Origin of the sequence: Rhodococcus sp. P-2 (assembly GCF_016598535.1) — a bacterium.
Classification (GTDB): Bacteria; Actinomycetota; Actinomycetes; order Mycobacteriales; family Mycobacteriaceae; genus Rhodococcus_F; species Rhodococcus_F baikonurensis.
Window position 1 is genome coordinate 4,558,312 of sequence record NZ_CP066779.1, and the last position, 18,372, is coordinate 4,576,683.

General features: G+C 62.1%; 17 protein-coding genes. 10 read left to right on the forward strand and 7 right to left on the reverse strand.

Annotated features, from left to right (window positions below; translation table 11 throughout):
- Nucleotides 1–117: 117 nt before the first annotated feature.
- A complete protein-coding gene (locus I7X09_RS21480; protein ID WP_054826521.1) occupies nt 118–840 on the forward strand; it encodes an ATP-binding cassette domain-containing protein in 723 nt (240 codons plus the stop codon).
- Nucleotides 841–845: 5 nt separating this feature from the next.
- The gene (locus I7X09_RS21485; RefSeq protein WP_200313584.1) at nt 846–2,858 is read left to right on the forward strand and encodes a YhgE/Pip domain-containing protein; all 2,013 of its coding nucleotides are present in this window, start codon (nt 846–848) and stop codon (nt 2,856–2,858) included.
- 2 nt (nt 2,859–2,860) lie between these two features.
- Here the strand turns inward: I7X09_RS21485 and I7X09_RS21490 are convergent, their stop codons facing one another.
- The 3 genes from I7X09_RS21490 to I7X09_RS21500 all read right to left on the reverse strand — a co-directional run bounded on the left by I7X09_RS21490 (nt 2,861) and on the right by I7X09_RS21500 (nt 6,292).
- Nucleotides 2,861–2,980, reverse strand: a complete 120-nt coding sequence (locus I7X09_RS21490; protein WP_234036664.1) for a hypothetical protein — start codon at nt 2,978–2,980, stop codon at nt 2,861–2,863.
- Nucleotides 2,981–4,299: 1,319 nt separating this feature from the next.
- On the reverse strand, nt 4,300–4,836 hold the full coding sequence (locus I7X09_RS21495) for a hypothetical protein (RefSeq protein ID WP_054781872.1): 537 nt from the start codon (nt 4,834–4,836) through the stop codon (nt 4,300–4,302).
- Nucleotides 4,837–5,713: 877 nt separating this feature from the next.
- Complete coding sequence (locus tag I7X09_RS21500) at nt 5,714–6,292, reverse strand: nucleotidyltransferase family protein (protein WP_063314946.1); 579 nt, start codon at nt 6,290–6,292, stop codon at nt 5,714–5,716.
- Between the two features lie 65 nt (nt 6,293–6,357).
- Here I7X09_RS21500 and I7X09_RS21505 point away from each other — a divergent pair, with 65 nt between their 5' ends.
- The 3 genes from I7X09_RS21505 to I7X09_RS21515 all read left to right on the forward strand — a co-directional run bounded on the left by I7X09_RS21505 (nt 6,358) and on the right by I7X09_RS21515 (nt 8,157).
- Nucleotides 6,358–6,603 carry a helix-turn-helix transcriptional regulator gene (locus I7X09_RS21505; protein ID WP_007734566.1) on the forward strand — a complete coding sequence of 82 codons (246 nt, stop codon included), beginning with the start codon at nt 6,358–6,360 and terminating at the stop codon, nt 6,601–6,603.
- Complete coding sequence (locus I7X09_RS21510; RefSeq protein ID WP_166811654.1) at nt 6,600–7,088, forward strand: hypothetical protein; 489 nt, start codon at nt 6,600–6,602, stop codon at nt 7,086–7,088. The genes I7X09_RS21505 and I7X09_RS21510 overlap by 4 nt, the downstream gene beginning before the upstream one ends.
- An 85-nt stretch (nt 7,089–7,173) precedes the next feature.
- Nucleotides 7,174–8,157, forward strand: a complete 984-nt coding sequence (locus tag I7X09_RS21515) for an LLM class F420-dependent oxidoreductase (protein WP_200313586.1) — start codon at nt 7,174–7,176, stop codon at nt 8,155–8,157.
- A 4-nt stretch (nt 8,158–8,161) separates the two neighbouring features.
- Here I7X09_RS21515 and I7X09_RS21520 read toward each other — a convergent pair whose 3' ends face one another.
- Nucleotides 8,162–10,408 (reverse strand): VanW family protein, encoded by a 2,247-nt coding sequence (locus I7X09_RS21520; protein ID WP_200313588.1) that lies wholly within the window; start codon nt 10,406–10,408, stop codon nt 8,162–8,164.
- 294 nt (nt 10,409–10,702) lie between these two features.
- Nucleotides 10,703–12,058, reverse strand: a complete 1,356-nt coding sequence (locus tag I7X09_RS21525) for an acetyl-CoA C-acetyltransferase (RefSeq protein ID WP_200313590.1) — start codon at nt 12,056–12,058, stop codon at nt 10,703–10,705.
- Nucleotides 12,059–12,188: 130 nt separating this feature from the next.
- On the opposite strand from I7X09_RS21525, the gene I7X09_RS21530 reads away from it, so the two are divergent.
- Together I7X09_RS21530 and I7X09_RS21535 are read left to right on the forward strand one after the other, a co-directional pair.
- Nucleotides 12,189–13,535, forward strand: a complete 1,347-nt coding sequence (locus I7X09_RS21530) for a 3-oxoacyl-ACP reductase (protein ID WP_003945596.1) — start codon at nt 12,189–12,191, stop codon at nt 13,533–13,535.
- Entirely contained in the window at nt 13,535–14,398 is an 864-nt protein-coding gene (locus I7X09_RS21535; RefSeq protein ID WP_200317995.1) for a MaoC/PaaZ C-terminal domain-containing protein, read from the forward strand. Before I7X09_RS21530 ends, I7X09_RS21535 begins: the two co-directional genes overlap by 1 nt.
- A 101-nt stretch (nt 14,399–14,499) precedes the next feature.
- Here the strand turns inward: I7X09_RS21535 and I7X09_RS21540 are convergent, their stop codons facing one another.
- Both I7X09_RS21540 and I7X09_RS21545 read right to left on the reverse strand, forming a co-directional pair.
- Complete coding sequence (locus I7X09_RS21540) at nt 14,500–15,099, reverse strand: TetR/AcrR family transcriptional regulator (protein ID WP_003945885.1); 600 nt, start codon at nt 15,097–15,099, stop codon at nt 14,500–14,502.
- A gap of 72 nt (nt 15,100–15,171) precedes the next feature.
- Nucleotides 15,172–16,350, reverse strand: a complete 1,179-nt coding sequence (locus tag I7X09_RS21545) for a glycoside hydrolase family 3 N-terminal domain-containing protein (RefSeq protein WP_019747138.1) — start codon at nt 16,348–16,350, stop codon at nt 15,172–15,174.
- 101 nt (nt 16,351–16,451) lie between these two features.
- On the opposite strand from I7X09_RS21545, the gene I7X09_RS21550 reads away from it, so the two are divergent.
- The 3 genes from I7X09_RS21550 to I7X09_RS21560 all read left to right on the forward strand — a co-directional run bounded on the left by I7X09_RS21550 (nt 16,452) and on the right by I7X09_RS21560 (nt 18,356).
- Nucleotides 16,452–16,919: a universal stress protein gene (locus I7X09_RS21550; RefSeq protein ID WP_003945900.1), complete on the forward strand. Its 468-nt coding sequence runs from the start codon at nt 16,452–16,454 to the stop codon at nt 16,917–16,919.
- 45 nt (nt 16,920–16,964) lie between these two features.
- Entirely contained in the window at nt 16,965–18,053 is a 1,089-nt protein-coding gene (locus I7X09_RS21555; protein WP_200313592.1) for an isochorismate synthase, read from the forward strand.
- Nucleotides 18,054–18,182: 129 nt separating this feature from the next.
- A complete protein-coding gene (locus I7X09_RS21560) occupies nt 18,183–18,356 on the forward strand; it encodes a DUF2613 domain-containing protein (protein ID WP_003945488.1) in 174 nt (57 codons plus the stop codon).
- Nucleotides 18,357–18,372: the final 16 nt, after the last annotated feature.

Consider the following 18,372-nt stretch of genomic DNA (forward strand, 5'->3'; position numbering starts at 1 on the left):
TGTCCGACACATCCCATTCATGGGACGGCTCGCCCGCTACCGATGTGATTGGGTGAGCACGAACGTCCACTGAACCAGCACTCGGTTCCTTCGAAGGCCGAGTAGATCAACAGACAGGTGATCATCGTGGTCGCACCAGAGCACGCACAACCCGATTACGCCCCTGACCTGGCATTGACCGCCACGGACTTGGCGCTCGACGGCCCATGGGGGCCGGTGTTCGGACCCGTCAATCTCGAGATTCGTGCGGGCGGTGTGACCATCCTCGAAGGCTCGGCCGGTTCAGGACGTACGTCCTTACTTCTGACACTCAGCGGGCGAATGAAAGCCAGTTCCGGATCACTGTCCGTCTTCGGTCGAACGCGTCCCCGAGAGATCTTCGAGATCGCCGGGATCGCCGGGTTCGAGGACATCGACGAGCTTGCCGAGTCCGTCACCGTCCGCGATCTGATCACCGAACAAATTCGCTGGGATGCTCCCTGGTACAAACTCGTCGGACGCGCCGGAGACCGCGAACTCGAAGCGGTGTGCGCTCCCGTCTTCGGCGATCATCCGTTGCCTGCGCTCGGCCGATACGTCAGCGATCTCGGGGAACTCGAGGCGACCCTGCTGCGTATCGCCGTCGCGAACACGAAGAAGCCGGCCTTGCTGGTCGTCGACGATCTCGAACAGGTGCGGCGTGACTCCGAGCGCGCATATCTCGTCGAGCGACTGGTCGAGATGGGGAGCTACCAGACCATCATCGCGTCGACCGTCAACCCGCTGCCCGACGGATCACCCATCGATGCCGTCACCCTGCTCCAAGAAGTCACCAATCCCGACCAAGAAGGGGCGAGGTAACCGCGATGCTCGCTGGAATGTCTCTCGGAACCGAACTCAAGCGGTTCTCCCGCGGCGCGATGCCCAGGATCGCACTCGTCACCATCATCTTGATGCCACTGCTGTACGGCGCGATGTACCTGTGGGCCTTCTGGAATCCGTTCGGTGAGGTCAACAAGGTCCCCGTCGCGCTGGTCAACACAGACCGCGGTGCGATGGTGCAGGGTCAGGAACTCAACGCGGGCGACGAGGTAAGCCAAGCGCTGCTCGATTCCGGTGAGCTCGATCTCCACCTGGTCTCACAGCAGGAAGCCGCGCAGGGAGTCTCGGACGGCACGTACTACTTCTCTCTCACCTTGCCTGAGAATTTCAGCGAGGCCGTGGCCTCCCCGACGACCAAGGACCCCCACAAAGCTCAGTTGCAGTTCACCTTCAACGACGTCAACAACTACCTCGGCACCATCATCGGCCAAAACGCCGCCCAGCAGGTCCTCAGTCAAGTCAGCGACAAGATCGGCGCGCAGTCCGTCGAGACGGTCCTGGTCGGATTGACCGACGCGGGTGCAGGTTTGAAGCAGGCCGCCGACGGAGCACTCCAGCTCTCGGCCGGAGTGAACACTGCCAACGCCGGAGCCGGCGAATTGGCGTCGGGCTCGAAAACGCTGGCCGACAACATGGTTACCGCACGTGACGGCGCAGCCACTCTTGCCGGCGGTACAGCGCAACTCTCGACCGGTATCAATACCGCCACGGACGGTGCCCTCGCACTGACCGACGGTTTGGGGCAGCTCGATCTCGGGGCCGTCCAACTGGGCGACGGCGCAAGCCAACTCAGTGGTGGCGTCACCCAGGTCGTCGACCAGCTGAGCGTCCTCGGGAACACACAAGCAGACGTCGCACAGCTGGTCGGTCAGGCAGTGGCCAGCCTTCGACTGAACCCGGATCCCGTCAGCCAACAGATCGCCAATGCCCTCGCGCCTGCCCAGGACATGCTGCGCACTCAGGGGTTCGGCGAAGCGACCATGGGCCAACTGGGCGAACTCAAGAGCGGCGCACAACAACTCGCTTACCAACTCGACGATCCCTCGAGCACCTTCCGCGCCGGGCTCAGCGCCGCGGCCAACGGCGGCGGTGAACTCCGCAACGGCCTGGTACAGCTGCGTGACGGCGGTCAGCAAGTCAACGACGGCGCTCAAACCCTCAGCAGTGGACTGGTTCAACTCACCGACGGCAGCGTCCAACTCTCCGATGGTGCCGCCAAACTCGCCGACGGAACCGAGCAACTCCGTGCCGGGTCTGCCGAACTCGCAACCAAACTCACCGAGGGCGCCGGCCAGGTTCCCAGTTGGACCGATCAGCAGCGAACAGCAACCGCTCAAACCCTCTCCAGTCCGGTCGAGCTGCAGGAGACATACGAGAACCGGGCAAGCACCTTCGGTACCGGTTTTGCTCCGTTCTTCCTGCCCCTCGCACTGTTCGTGGGCGGCATCATCACCTGGATGCTGCTCAAGCCGCTCCAGAACCGGCCTATCGCAAACGGACTCGGCGCGCTGCGAGTGGTCCTCGCCTCGTACTGGCCGGCCTTGCTCATCGGCATCTGCCAGGTGATCGTGATGTACCTGGTCGTGCACTTCGCCGTTGGCCTGCACCCCACGCACGCCCTCGGCACCGTCGGATTCCTGATGCTCATTACTGCCACGTATATGGCGTTGATCCAGGCGTTCAACGCCATCTTCGGAGTCTCCGTCGGACGCGTGATCACCCTGGCGTTCCTGATGCTGCAACTGGTTTCGGCCGGCGGCATCTATCCCGTGGAAACCACCGCGAAACCGTTCCAGATCATCCACCCGTTCGACCCCATGACCTACGCGGTGAACGGGCTTCGACAACTCACCGTCGGCGGCATCGACTCGAGGCTGTGGGTCTCGATCGCCGTCCTCGGCGGCCTTCTCGTCGCCTCACTCGGGGCCAGTTCACTTGCTGCACGCCGAAATCGGCAGTGGACCATGGACAGGTTGCATCCGCCGATCGAGGTCTAGGTCTAGGTCGAGCTCTCCGGCCAAGGCTCCACGGTCAGCGCAGGCCATTCCCTGCGCCACCGTGCCGCCTTGGCCTCGTACACCTCTCTCGGCGCCAGCACCGGGTTGGGGCGGACGATCATGTTTTGAAGCTGCCTCGCACGTGATGCAGACCCTGCCAGGAACCTTTACGACAGGGTCTGCATTCGGCTATCTCAGATATCGTCGGAGCTGCCGATCAGCTCACGTCGAATATTCTATTTCGCGCTCATCGATCGAGGCTTGCCCACCCGCCGCCTTCCATTGATGCGGTCCACAACCCGACCAACGTCAGCCCGTAAAACGCTAGCGTGTTCTTGACACTTCCGGTCCAGAAATCAGACGACATGAGTTCACCCTTCTTTACGAGAGTCCGACAAGGAATTGTTGAAGCGGAAACCTAAGGGCGTAGAACGTCATGGTTGCAAGTTCAGCCAGGTCCGTGCTCATTGCGTTGAGCGACATCTAGTTTCTCCTCAGATTGAACAGGGTCACCGGGGGTAACCGAATGACAGTTGGAGCGGGATATCCATCAGATATGTAAATAACATCGGAAGCATCTGTTCTACGGTCTGCCCCAGCGACGCGGTACCTTGCTGCACGGATCCCATCAGCCCTCTCCTCCACTCGCGGACATGTCGAGCGAGATGGCGTTCAATCCATCAAGCCCGTCGCCTAACGATGTTGCAAAGGACGGGATAAATGCCCGCAGGAGGGCCATGAACTGACCTAACATTTGTTACTCCGTTTCCAGTAGGTAATTGCTCTGACTGTGGCGCGGGGCCAGGTCGGTTTATCCGGCACAACAGTGGTTACCAAGCGAGGTTTTTGGGAAGCCCGCAACTCCTCGTGGTGCCGACAACTGTACCCAAAATTTGCAAATTAGGAACTCGTTCTAGGAATTTTTCTTGCCATAGATGGAATTCATTTAGTTAGCACTAAAGTCCTAGTACTATAGTTCGGTTCATTAAATCTTTAGGACTAGAAATTTTGCACCGAAAGCGAGATGGAACCGCTTGCAGGATCAGAAAGCCACCCGAATCACGGATTCAGGTCGCGCAGCCAACTTCCCGATCACGGCTTCACGAACACTATTCGGTGGCACAAGAATTGATTGCGAGCCAACCTTACGGCGATTGCCCATAAGCCATGACTTCGAGACGATACCGATGCCGTCCAATCCGTGCCGGACGACCGAATTACATCGAGCAGGCTGCGAGACAAAGCCGCAGAGACAGGCCTGCATTCGTCACAGCCGAAGCAGCATTCGCCATCTCCCTGGCGACACCCGCGCCCATTGTCACAATTGCCGAAACACACACCCGAACTCGCAACACGGCGTCATACGGCGAACGGGTTGGAGCACGGAGACCCGCACTCCAACCCGTCCAGGTTCTTACGATCAACCTTGCAGCCGATCGACTTACTGGTAGTAGAAGTTCACCTTCGAGGCCCTATCCGAAAAGATGAACGCATTGCCATGGAGGAGGAACTCCCCTGCATCGATGACGGCGTCCGCCCCGCCGCCCGACCACTGCCCTGTGCGAGTTGTTGTGCCGTCCAACACGGTCGGAGTGTCGGTGGACATCCTGACCTCACCACCGCTCGTCACGGTGCTAGCCATCGCCGAGTCACCCTGCATGCACCATCCACCCGCGGCATTCGTTGTGGCGGTGAAGGTCGTGATCGGAGTCGTGCTGGAGGATGAGCTGTATAGCTTGCCAGTGACCTGGGCGCCCACTACCGCTTTGGCACCAGAAGGCACGCCCGCCACGTGGGCGTCCGGGCCGACGTAGAAATTGCCACATACCTGATACGCAGAGGATGCGGAAAGAGTTACGGCGGAGCCAGCAGCGCCGACGGTGGCAGCGGATGCAATACCGGTTCCGGCGAGCACCATCGCACCGGCTGCGGTACCGAGCAGGACACCTCTGACGGAATTCTTGGCAGTCAACTTCACGAGTTCTTCCTTCGGTTGAATTGATAGACCCCAGGCGTTCAATTCATAGGCGAGAGCGCGGAGTCCTTAACGCTCCAACCCGATCTGTTCTGACCATCTCTTATCACCAACCGACCTGCTATCTTCGGGGCTATCGCCAACTTCGCATTTATGGCCCTGCTCGCAGGGCTACAGCTTTCCCTAAAAGGGAATGCCCTGGTGAGAGCTCGCATTGAACAGGACCCGAAGCTCTGGTGACGTGAGTCACTGTACTCACATTTTGTCCATCCGGGAACAGGTTCTAGAAATTTTTCTTCCAACCTCGATATTTTTCTCAATGAAACTTCGAGCATCGAATGCAAAGCGTTTAAACCGACAATCCAAATAGTCGAGAAGTTTGAAAAGCCACGACAGTCGTCGAGCAGAAAATATTCCGATATATCGCACGTTGCACGAAAAGTCACATAGACAAACCACACTTTCACCGTAGAATGTTCATTTGTTAGTGATGATTGCTATTCACATTGGAGAAACCTTATTAGCACTAAAGAATTAGACGTAAAGTATTAGAAACAATCCACCAAATATCGGAAGAGATTTTCACCATGAGGGGACCCAGACAATCATGGATGAACGTCGCAGCACACTGAAAGTTCGTGAAATTAGCGCAGACGATTCCGAAAGGCGCAAGGTCTTGCGGGGGTTCAACTACCAGAACTACAGCTGGATGCGTTGAATCCGGCCGGTTGTCTCCATGCACGGACGGACGAGACAGCAGGGTCGACACGGATCGGCCACAGTTCGTGGCCGTGGCGGACGCACTGCGACCAGGGAAGACACGCCTCTCACGCCGAAATCGGCAATGGACCATGGACAGGCTGCATCCGCCGATCGAAGTCTAGGTCAGGTTCTCCGGCCAAGGCTCCACGGTCAACGCGGGCCATTCCCTGCGCCACCGTGCCGCCTTGGCCTCGTAAACCTCTCTCGGCGCCAGTACCGGATTGGGGCGGACGATCATGTCGAAAAGGTCGTCGTATCCATGCGGGGCATACACGTCGACGGTGCCGTCTGATCCCTTGGTGATCCCGAAACAGCAAGTTGTGGAAGCGAAGTGGTCGATAGCGTCGCGGCAACTGGTGAACGGAACGCCGGGAATCCCGAAATGCTGCTCGTACCACAGGTGCACGCGGGCTTCGTTGCGTACTTCGACATCGGCATCCACATCGGCGAACAGTTCTGCCGCCGAACGAATCACACGGTCCTCCGCGTCGTAGCTCAGATCGCCGGCGTCGAAATAGAAGAGGTCGTAGTCCTTGATCCCGGCGCCGAGGTCACGGCCGTCGATGTGATTCCAGACGGTTTGGAAGAGCCCACCCGCCGTCAGGTACCACTCCGGCAATCCCAGCTTCGGCGCACGATCCACGATCGTTGCGACCACCGGATTGGCCAGGGCGATCTCGAGAAATCGTTCACGCATGCTCTTCAGCCTCTCATATGACAAGCAAACTTGACATCTAGTGACAAGTATTCTTTACTTTTTGCATGACTGGAAAGGCTGGCGACAACAACGTGCGGGAGCACCGACGCCTCGCCGGCCTCACCCAGGCGCAACTGGCCACGGCAGGTCAGGTGAGCAGACAGAGCATCGTCTCCGTCGAACGCGGCGACTATGCACCGAGTGTCTACCTGGCACTTCGCCTGGCCCTGGCGCTGGGGACCACCGTCGAAGCGCTCTTCCCCTTACCCGAATCGGAACTCACCACAGAAATTCCAGAGGAGACGGCATGAGCACCATGATGAAGGCAATGCGGTTCGTCGGAGATCTGGACGACGACTTCTACAAGGACGAGCGTCAGCGCGACGTCTGGAACGAAGCCTCGGCGGTGGGACTCCAGAGTGTCTTCTGGGCAATATTCGTCAGCTCGGCGATTCTGCCCTGGGTCGCCGGCCGAACAGGGGCGTGGATCTCGCTCGCGCTGCTGATCGTTGCGTTGTTCGGCTCGTTGATCACGATCATCTATGCGAAGCGCCGCGACGTCGATGTCTACGTATTGTCCACCTACGGCCGCCCTCGCGTGGTGATCAGCATCGCGCTCTACCTCGTGGCCGCTGTCGGAATCATGGCCCGTCTCGAATTCGATTCGTACGAAGAATCGTCAACCTGGGTCGGCGCGGTGGTAGGCGCCATCATCGGCGGTGGCGTCGCAATCGCAATCGTCAAACTTCACCAGCAGCGCGCCAAGCGACGCGAAGCGGCCGAAGAACTTCTCTGAATTCCGGAAGTCTGCCCAGCACAACGGAATCCATAGAGTTGGTAAAATCGTGCCAGGTCAACCGATCGCGAGTAACGTCGAAACGGTGAGCACTCGCCTCGGATACCAGATGCCCAACTTCAGCTACGGCGGTCCGGTCAAGGACCTCTTCCCCACCGTCATAGCGCAGGCCCGCGAAGCCGAAGCCGCAGGCTTCGACACTGCATTCGTGATGGATCACTTCTACCAACTCCCCGGAATCGGAGCGCCGGACGCCCCGATGCTCGAGGCCTACTCGGCGCTCTCCGCGCTGGCGACGGCCACCGAGACCATCCAGTTGTCTGCACTGGTCACGGGAAACACCTACCGCAATCCGCCCATGCTCGCCAAGACCGTCACCACCCTCGACGTGGTGAGCGGCGGTCGGGCCATCCTGGGCATCGGCGCCGGTTGGTTCGAACTCGAACACAATTCGTTCGGATACGAGTTCGGAACGTTCACCGAGCGCTTCCAGAAACTCGACGAAGCACTGCAGATCATCGCGCCGATGCTCCGCGGTGATCGCCCCACCTTCGACGGCAAGTGGTACCACGTCAAGGACGCCATCAACGAGCCTCGCGTCCGCGACGACCTGCCGATCCTGCTCGGCGGTGGCGGTGAGAAAAAGACGTTCGGCCTCGCCGCTCGCTTCGCGGATCACCTCAACATCATCTGCGACCCGTCGGAACTGCCGCGCAAGATGGAAGCACTTGCGGCACGCTGCGACGAAGCCGGTCGCGATCCCGCAACCCTCGAGACCAGCTTCCTCACGTTCATGATGATCGACGAGGACGGCGACAAGGCTCGCGCCCATCAGCGAACGTTTCTCGCGGAGCGTGGCCTCGACATCACCACGGCGCCGGAAGACGTGGTCGCCAAGGCCACCGAACGCCATTTCGTCGGCAGCCCGGACGACGTCGCCGAGCAGGTTCAGACGCGCATCCTCGACCACGGCATCGACGGCGTCGTGATCAACCTGATCACGAACGGCGAAGAGCCAGGCATCGTCGACCTCGCGGGCCGCACCCTCGCCCCACTCGTCGGCAAGTAGTTCCCTACTCGCACTTCACGATCGGCACCGGGTCGTACTTGACGGTCCGGGTGTTCGAGGAAATCTCGGCGCCACTCGCGTGGTCGGTGATCACGCGAGTGTCGCTGACCGTGAACCCGGGCGCACCGCTCGAAGCCACACAGCCAGGCCCCTCCGGCAAGGTCACGGTGTTCGGCGACGTCGGCGACGTCCGCGGGCCGGTCGTCGACGTGACATCGACAGTTTTGGTTCCCCAGATCCGAACGGTGATGTTCGACGACGTCGCAATCGTCTCGATCATCACGCCGGTCTTCGCCGGATTACGGAACTGCAGGTCGATCGCACCATCGAAGATGGTCGCCTCACGAGCCTCGGGGTACCGCGAGATGTAGTAACTGTGCTCGGTGTGCGCGACGTCCTCCATACCTGCGAAATACGTCGCGTTGTAGAGCGTCGTCGCGAGCTGGCTGATACCGCCGCCGACAGCCTTGTCCGGGCGACCGTTGTTGATGATCCCCGACTCGATGTATCCCTGCGCCGCACCGCGCGGGCCCGTGTACTCGTTGAGCGAGAACGTGTCACCGGGCTTGATCACGGCCCCGTCGATCTCCGACGCGGCCAGGCCGATGTTCACACCAGACGCGTATTCGAAACCACCGGTAGTGAATTCGCCGATCACCTCATTGATGCCGAGGGCCTCCGCGGCTTCGGTGGTCAACGCCGGCGGGACCGGTCCGTAAACGGCGGGCGTTGCCCGAGAAGCCGTGCTGCCCAACAGAACCGGAAGTTCCTTGACCGTGTCCGGCCAGTTGATCAGATCACCGACGACACCGGGCACAACCGACGGTTTGCCACCGGCGAAGGTGAACGACGCGTCCTTGGGTTGTACTTCCGTCGACGCCAACTGCGGAGTCAGAATCTTGATCGCAGCATCCGTGTTGTACTGCGGAGTCAGCCCACCCGAGCCGTCGGGTGTGAAGGTCAGAACCTCGCCGATCTGATCGACGCCGAGTGTCGCGACCTTGCCGTCACGGCCGTTGACCACGACGTCACCCGAGACAGCTGGAATAGCGATCTCCTGCAGCGCACGATCGACACCGGCCTGAGTGACCGTCACCGGAACCTCGTCGACCGGAAGATCGACGACGCCACCATCGGACCATTCAGCGGCGAAGGTCGAACCCGCCTTCTGCGTTTCGAGGGCCTGGCCGGCGGCAGGTGAAACACCCGTCGCCTTCCCGTTCTCGAATACAACTGCGCCTTCGACGGGCGCACGATCACTGTTCGCCGCAAGCTGCGCCATGGAGGTGTCCAACGCTTGCTGGTCGACGGTCGACACCACGGGCACCTCGCGGGAGCCGAAGAACGACGTGATGCGGGTGATCGGGTTGATGGGCTGAGCGTTCACTCCGGAAAGCGTCGCCGACCAGTCGACGTCCACACCCGCAGATGCGGGAAAGATCTCGGAGTCGACGCCGCCGGCATGTACCGCTACCGGTTCGACGAGCCTCGGGCCGAGTTGGGCGCGCAGCGTGGCCTCCGCGTCGGCGGGCGTGAGATCACCGATGTCCACCCCGGCGACCTGGGTGCCGCGCGGTGTCTTCCCGGACGAGGTGAAGATGTCCACTCCGTAGGCAATCGCTGCGACGGCAAAGATGGCGCCGACTGCTATCGCCGGTTTGACCCACTTGCGGGAAGACGTCGAAGCAGGCGCTTCCGGTTGTTGTTGTTGTGGCACTGGTGGTGCAACTACCGCTGGTTCGCGGACAACAGGCTCGTACTGCTGCTGGATGGGTTCGAACTTCTGGGTGTCGTACTGCTGCACGAACTCGGGGCGCGGCGGCTTCGGGGGAACCACCACCGCCGGAGGCTCGAACTGCTCTGTCTGCTCGTCGATGGCTTCTGCCGCCGGAGCCTCGTCGACTACTTCCGTCGGCGGGGCGTCGTCCGCTGGGACGACGGGGATGACGGTGGTGACTTCGTTTGCCGATTCGTCGTCTGTCAGCTCGTCTACCGCTTCGTCTTCGTCTTCGTCCGCTACTGCTGCGTCTGCCGCCTCTGCGGAATCGACTACGTCTGCGTCGACAGGCTGGGGAGATTCGACCGATTCGGCCTCGACAACCGCGTCGGTGTCCTCAGGGGTCTGGGGTTCCTCGACCGACTCGGTCTCTTCGACCGCCTGAGGTTCCTCGACCGACTCGAGTTCCTGTTCCGGGAGGGACGAGTCCTCGCTGTTCGTCTTCTCGACGGACGGACCCTCTTCGTCACTCACCTGTTGGCTCCTCGCTGCATCAACCGTCGCTGCGGCGCTCACCGACAACTCAATACAGGATATCCGGACATACGAGAGCCCCGCGCTGCTGCCAGGTCGGGGGTCAGGCAGCAACACGGGGCTGTCATGAATATCGGTAGCTATTCTGCAGCGTTACACGCCTGCGCGAAAAAGTTTGCAAAGAGTTCGGGGATCCGGCCACCCCTCGTGGCCGGATCCCCGATTACGCATCCCCTCGCGACGATCACTGCAGGTGAGCGCAGTTTTCACTCGCGTGGGGAGATTGTGGAGCGGTTACCGCTCGATGATCGCCGTGACACCCTGGCCACCGGCCGCACAGATCGAGATCAGGCCGCGGCCCGAACCCTTTTCGGCGAGCATCTTGGCGAGGGAAGCGACGATACGTCCGCCGGTTGCTGCGAACGGATGACCTGCAGCCAAGGACGATCCGTTGACATTGAGCTTGCTTCGGTCGATCGATCCCAATGCGCCGTCGAGGCCGAGGCGTTCCTTGCAGTACTCGTCGGACTCGAAGGCCTGCAGGGTGGCCAGAACCACCGAAGCGAAGGCTTCGTGGATTTCGTAGTAATCGAAGTCCTGCAAGGTCAGACCGTTGCGGGCCAGCAAACGCGGGATCGCGTACGTGGGAGCCATGAGCAGCCCGTCCTTGCCGTGGACGTAGTCGACGGCAGCGGTTTCGGAATCGACGAGGTGCGCCAGAACCGGAAGATTGCGCTCGGCTGCCCACTCGTCGGTGGAGAGGAGCACTGCAGAAGCACCGTCGGTGAGCGGCGTCGAGTTGCCTGCCGTCATCGTCGCGTCGCCGAGCTTGGTACCGAAGACCGGCTTGAGCGTCGACAGCTTCTCGACGGTCGAACCGGGACGGAGGTTGTCGTCGCGGGTCAGGCCGAGGAACGGGGTGACGAGGTCGTCGAAGAAACCGCGGTCGTAGGCAGCCGCCATGTTCTTGTGGCTGGCAGCGGCAAGTTCGTCCTGGTCCTCGCGCTTGACGCCGAATTCCTTGGCGGTGATCGCAGCGTGGTCACCCATCGACTTGCCGGTGCGAGGCTCGCCGTTGCGCGGAATCTCGAGGCCGAGCATGCCCGCACGCACATTGCCGAGCAGCTTGATGCGGTCGCCCGTGGACTTCGCGCGGTTGAGGGAAAGCAGGAACTCGCGTGCCTGATCGTTGACGCCGATCGGAGCGTCGGACGTGGTGTCCGTACCGCCGCCGATGCCGGAATCGATGCGGCCGGCCGAAATGGCATCGCCGACGGCGATGATCGACTGCAGTCCCGTGCCACACGCCTGCTGAAGGTCGTACGCCGACGTGTAAGGGCTCAGCGCGCTGCCGAGAACGGACTCGCGAATGAGATTGAAATCACGGCTGTGCTTGAGCACCGCACCGCCGACGACCATGCCGAGCTTCTCGCCTTGCAGATTGAATCGGCTCACCAGACCGTCGAGCGTCGCAGTGAACATGTCCTGGTTGGACGCCTGTGCGTACGCCTTGTCCGAGCGTGCGAACGGAATGCGATTTCCGCCGACGATCGCAACCGGACGGCGCTGACCTGCAGAATTTGCAGCGGCTGTGGCCGGTGCAGTGCGAGGTGCGGCGGGCTTTGCATTTGAACGGGCTTTGCTTGTCACTTGCGTCTCCAAGGATGGTGCGATTACCTGTTGAAGACTATTCTTACTCAGTAGTAAGTTACTTGTCTATCGCCGCATTCTTCCGATTGCCCGGTGAGAGACAACCCGAAACACAACAGAAGGTAGGACCGTGGCAGCCAGCAAGGGAGCTCCCGACCTCTATTCACAGTTCCTCTCGTCCGCCCCCGGCGCATTCATCGCGTCGAAGGCCGGCCTGCCCAGGCCCGAGAACCTGCGTCGCTACAAAGCAGGGGAACCCGCACTCGCCGGACCTGTCCTCATCGGCGGCAAGGGTCGGCTCGCAGAACCGCTTCGCGTACTGCTCTCCGACTACCCGGCGGCTCAGGCACACGACAGCAGCTTCGGCGGGCTCGTGTTCGACGCAACCGGAATCACTCAGGTCAGTGAGCTCGAGCAGCTGTTCGAGTTCTTCCAGCCCGTGATCCGCAACCTCGCACCGTCGGCTCGCGTCGTGGTTCTCGGCACGACGCCGGAAGAAACCTCGAGCGTCGACGAGCATGTCGCGCAGCGCGCTCTCGAAGGCTTCACTCGCAGCGTCGGCAAGGAGATCAAGCGCGGTTCCACCGCTCAGTTGGTCTACGTCTCCCCCAAGGCGTCCACCGGACTCTCCGGCGTGGAATCGACTCTGCGCTTCCTTCTTTCGGCCAAGTCCGCCTTCGTCGACGGCCAGGTCATCGTCGTCGGTGCTGAAGATTCCGTCGCGCCCGCGAGCTGGGACAAGCCGCTCGAAGGCAAGGTTGCCGTCGTCACCGGTGCGGCCCGCGGAATCGGCGCCACCATCGCCGAGGTGCTTGCCCGCGACGGCGCACACGTGGTCTGCGCTGACATCCCGGCCGCCGGCGAAGCACTGTCCGAGACCGCGAACAAGGTCGGCGGCACGTCCCTCGCCCTCGACGTCACGGCAGCCGACGCAGCCGAGGTCCTCGCAGCTCACCTCCTCGAGCGTCACGGCGGAGCCGACATCATCGTCCACAACGCCGGCATCACCCGCGACAAGACCCTCGCCAACATGGACGAGGGCCGCTGGAACATGGTCATGAACGTCAATCTTCTTGCACCGCAGAAGATCACCGAGCACCTCGTCGAGAAGGGTGCCCTCAAGGAAGGCGGCCGCGTCGTCGACGTCTCCTCCATCGCCGGCATCGCGGGCAACCGCGGCCAGACCAACTACGGCACCTCCAAGGCCGGCGTCATCGGCCTCGTACACGCCGAAGCTCCCGTCCTGGCGAAGAAGAACATCACCATCAACGCCGTCGCACCGGGCTTCATCGAGACCGCCATGACCGCCGCCATCCCCTTCGCCACCCGCGAAGCCGGCCGCCGCATGAGCTCGCTCCTGCAGGGCGGCGAGACCGTCGACGTAGCCGAGACCGTCGCATACTTCGCGAGCCCGGCCTCCAATGCCGTTACGGGACAGGTCGTTCGCGTCTGCGGCCAGAGCCTCCTGGGCGCATGATGGCGACAAAGACCGTCGCGCTCACCGAGCAGCCGAAGACCCTCGACATCTACTCCCGCGCGGTACTGGGATTGCTGCCGTGGAACAAGTCCAACTCTCGCTCGGTGCCACAGCAGACCTTCACCCTTACCGGACTGAAGGTCGACACCGACAATCTGGCGGCGTACTGCCGCGTGACCGGACTGCGGTTCGGCGACACTCTGCCGATCACGTATCCCTTCACCTTGGCCTTCCCGACGGTGATGAAGCTGATGGTGTCGAAGGACTTCCCCTTCGCCGCCGTCGGTTCCGTTCACGCCGAGAACGTCATCGAATCACTACGGCCCATCTCCGTCAGCGAACCGCTGGACCTCTCGGTGCATGCCGAGAACCTGCGTGAGCACCGCAAGGGTCTGCTGATCGACGTGATCACCGAAATTCGGGTGGGACGGGAACTGGTCTGGCGACAGACCTCGAGCTTCCTGAACCAGCAGAAGACCTCCCTGTCCGGCCAGCCCGGACCGGAGCCCAAGGCCGACGAGGTCCCGCCGATGCCGATGAGCACCATCCGCGTCGACCAGACCACGATCAGCAAGTACGCCGCCGTCTCCGGCGACCGCAATCCGATTCACGTCTCGTCTCTGGGCGCGAAGGCTTTCGGTTTCCCGAAGACCATTGCTCACGGAATGTGGAGTGCCGCGGCACTTCTGCGGACCGTCGAGGGGTCCGTCGCGGACAAGGTCACCTACAGCGTGCGTTTCGGCAAGCCGATTCTGCTGCCGGCGACGCTGAATGCCTACGCTGACCGCACCGACGACGGCTGGGATCTGTCGCTGCGTCACCCGAAGAAGGGTTACCCGCACGTCACGGCGACGCTGCGCTGACCTAAGTTTTGTCGGGTTTCCCACCCGCCCCAATTGAGCGAACGTACCTTTCGGCGCCTTGGATGCGCTGAAAGGTACGTTCGCTCAGATTGGTTTGGGGGCTATTCGGACTTCTTCTTGCCCGAGAGACCGCGCCACGCGAGGGATTCGAGTAGGTCCGCGGCGGCGTCCACTTCGATTTCCCCACCCGCGACCCGGTCGGCTACCGCCTCACCGGCGCCGACGAGTGCGATGGCGATGATCCCGTAATCGTGCGCGGCATCAGGATCCTTGGTGCTGGACTCGAGCAGATGCGCGGTCAACTCGATCAACCGATCGCGACTGGACTGCACTGTTCCCGCAAAAGCCTGCTGCCCGACGGCCTGACGGTAGAGCACCATCCACGACTTGCGGTTTGCGCCCACGAACCCGAGGAAGCCCTCGAGAGCGGCGCGCAATTGTTCACGCGGAGTCAGGTTCGGCGCGCCCGCGGGGGCGAGAGCTTCGAGGAAGCGGAGCCCTTCACGATGAATGCACGCGGCGAACAGTTCTTCCTTCGAGCCGTAGTACAGGTACAGCATCGGCTTCGAGATCTCGGCTTTGGCCGCGATGGTATCCATCGAAGTTTCGTGAAACCCCCTGTCGGAGAACACGTCCACAGCCGCGTCGAGCATCTGCTGCTCACGCACTGCGCGTGGCAGTCGCTTGGTACCGCCGGCCATGCTTCCTCCAACCACAGGGTAAATGTCGATCTTACTCTACGGTAAGATTGTGCGTCGCATCCTGACTTCGACTCAGCAGGTCACGGCACCTTTGGCGGTGGCAACTGTGACGACGGCCTGATCGACCCGTGCCTGCGGAAGCTCACCCGACGCGACGGCCTGCTCGAGATGGTCGAGCACCCGCGGAACGTCATCAGTGGTCAGCCATAGTGCCTGATCGACACCTGCCACCAGCGCAGCCTGAACCGCGTCGGCAATATCGTATCGGTCGGTGATCGCCTGCATACCGCTGAGGTCGTCGGTGAATACCGGGCCGGTGAACGGCGCTGCGCCGTAACCCACTCCGTCGCGAAGCAACGCAACGGCGGCGGGGCTGATGCTGGCAGGGGTACCGGGCTCGGTCAGACCGGGAACCTCGAGGTGCCCCATCATGACGCCGACTCCGGTTCCCGACAGCTCGCGAAAGGGAATCAAGTCCGACGCGATCAGATCCTGCAAGGGCGGCGTTGTCACTTCACCCCGGTGCGAGTCACCCGACGCGCTGCCATGCCCGGGAAAGTGCTTGATCACCGGGAAGATTCCGGCGTCGCGCATACCCTGCGCGTACGCACCGGCGTACGCAACCACGGTCTGGGGGTCGTCGGAGTACGAGCGGTCACCGATCACGGAGTCGTCGGGTTGGCTGCTGACGTCGACGTCGGGGGCGTAGTTGACGGTGATTCCGAGATCCTTCAACCCGCGTCCACGCTCGAGAGCCATCTGGTACGTCTGTTCCACTGTCATGGTCTGCGCTGTTTCCCTGGCCGACGGATCGGGCCCGAGGATGTCCGCGACGCGGGAAACTCGTCCACCTTCTTCGTCGATCGTCACCATCAACGGCAACTTCGACGCCGAAGCAACCTGCGGCACTTCGCGATTGGTGAGCATCGACTGATCGGTCCAACTTCCGACGAAGATACCGCCGATCTCCTCGTTCTGCACTATCGACAACGCGTCGTCGGTCCCGGTGACGCCGACGTTGAGCAGCTGGGCAAGTTTCTGACGCAGGGACAGTGAAGCCAGAAGGTCACTACCGCACGACGCGGCGACGGGTGCGGAGCTGGACGCCGCAGGCGTCGACGTGATCTCGGAGGTGGTGCTGGTCGGGGCGCTCGAAACCGGATCGGCGGTCCCGTTTTCGCCCGAGCATCCCGCAACCAACCCTCCGCACAATGCAATGGTCGTCGCAGCCTTCAGAAACTTGATCCGCATACCTCGACCGTAACGGACCCGGTACCCATACACTCCCTCACGGGCACATCGGGACGGTAGCCTGGAAGAGAACCGATTCCCCCGCTGACGAGGAGGTCGTGATGCCACAAGGTCTGATGCTCATCGCGTACGACGGTTCCGACAACGCCAAGCGTGCAGTCGACTATGCGGGGCGTTTCCTCTCCGCCAATCGCGCTGTTCTCGTCACTGCCTGGGAGCCGATGGTTCGCCAGGCCGCTCGCATGTCCGGCCTGTCCGGGGTGATGCAACCGGAGTGGGTTCCCGACGACGACGTCGAGGACATCGCGTACACCGACGCCAAAGTCACCCTCGCCGAGGGTGTCGCACTGGCCGAGGCCGCGGGCCTGACCGTCGAAGGTAGAAGCGCCGAGTGCCGCTCCGCGATCTGGTCTGCAATCTGCGAAACCGCAGACGAATTGGACGTCGACATCATCGTGACCGGCACCCGCGGTACTACGGGTTTGCGGTCGCTCCTGCAGAGCAGCGTCGCGGATCATGTTCTGCGTCACAGTCATCGGCCGGTGTTGATCGTCCCTCCGGGGAAGTGACCTTCGCGCATTCCTGATCCGGGGCCGACTAGTGTCGAAAGCACCATGGACGGTTTTGTTCTCTCGCGCCCCGATCACAGCGTGGTCACCCGCGGCGTACGACGCAGCTTCGGCAGCTCCGACGCGGCCACCCACGCCCTGTCGGCAGGTACGACAAAGCTGATCGTCGGAGCGCTGCCCTTCGACCCGGCTGCCGCAACGGCGTTGTACGAACCTGCCGAGGCGACGATCGCATCGCGGCCGTGGCAACCGCGCGATCCCCAGGCCCTGCCCACGACCCGGGTTGACCGGGAGATCCCGTCGTCGTCGGAGCATCTTCGCCGGGTGGAAAAGTTGATCGGACGCCTCCGCAGTGGAGAGATCGACAAGGTTGTCGCGGCTCGCACTGTGGAACTTCGGACGCAGACCCCGATCGCCCCGACCGCGCTCGCCGCACGCATGGCGGCGCTCAATCCCGTCGCCAACACTTTTGCCGTCGACCTATCTGCTGCGGGAGCCGAATTCGCGGGCCACAGCCTGGTCGGCGCGACGCCCGAGGTATTGGTCAGTCGACGCGGGCGCGTCGTGACGTGTCGCCCGTTGGCTGGGACAACCAAGCGATCCGCCGACTCCGAACAAGACCGCGAGGCCGGCGAGAGCCTTCTGCGTTCGACGAAGAATCTGGCCGAGCACGCCTTCGTGACGGCGTGGATCCGCGAGGTCCTGCAACCGATGTGCAGTGACCTGTCGGTACCGGCAACGCCCGAACTGACCAACACTCAAGAGGTCTGGCACTTGGCCAGCCCGATCCGCGGCACGCTGCGAAACGACACCACTGCGCTCGACCTCGCCATCGCTCTGCATCCGACGCCCGCGCTGTGCGGAACACCCACCGATGCAGCACTGAAGGTCATCCGCGAGACCGAGGAACCGCGGCGTTTCTACGGCGGCGCCGTGGGATGGTGCGACGACGCCGGCGACGGTGATTGGGTGGTTGCCATCCGCTGCGCCGAGATCAGTGCAGACGGCCTCAGTGCCTGGGCCAGCGCGGGTGGCGGAATTGTCGCCGAATCGGATCCGCAGGACGAACTCGACGAGACGTCTACGAAACTGCGCACTCTGTTGACCGCGCTCGGTGCCGAAACCCTCGACTGACCAGCACGTCACGAGGGTAATCGTCCGGATTCTCGAGTGCGGGTGATACCTTGACCCGAGCAGTTCGTACGGGCCGGTAAGTCCGTCCGACCGCGAACGACCGACTAACGACCAATTGGGAGATCCGCGATGACGAAGTTCCTTGTCCCCGGTGTGGCCAGCGCTGTCATCGGTGCCGTTCTGGGTGCCGGCGTCATCTTCGGTGTCACGGCCGCCGCGTCGGACAACACTCGTCCCGAGATCGACCGCAGCGGAAACGCAGATTCTTCCGTGCTGAACCAGGTTGAGTACGGCAGCCGCTGAGAGCGCAGGCCTCGCG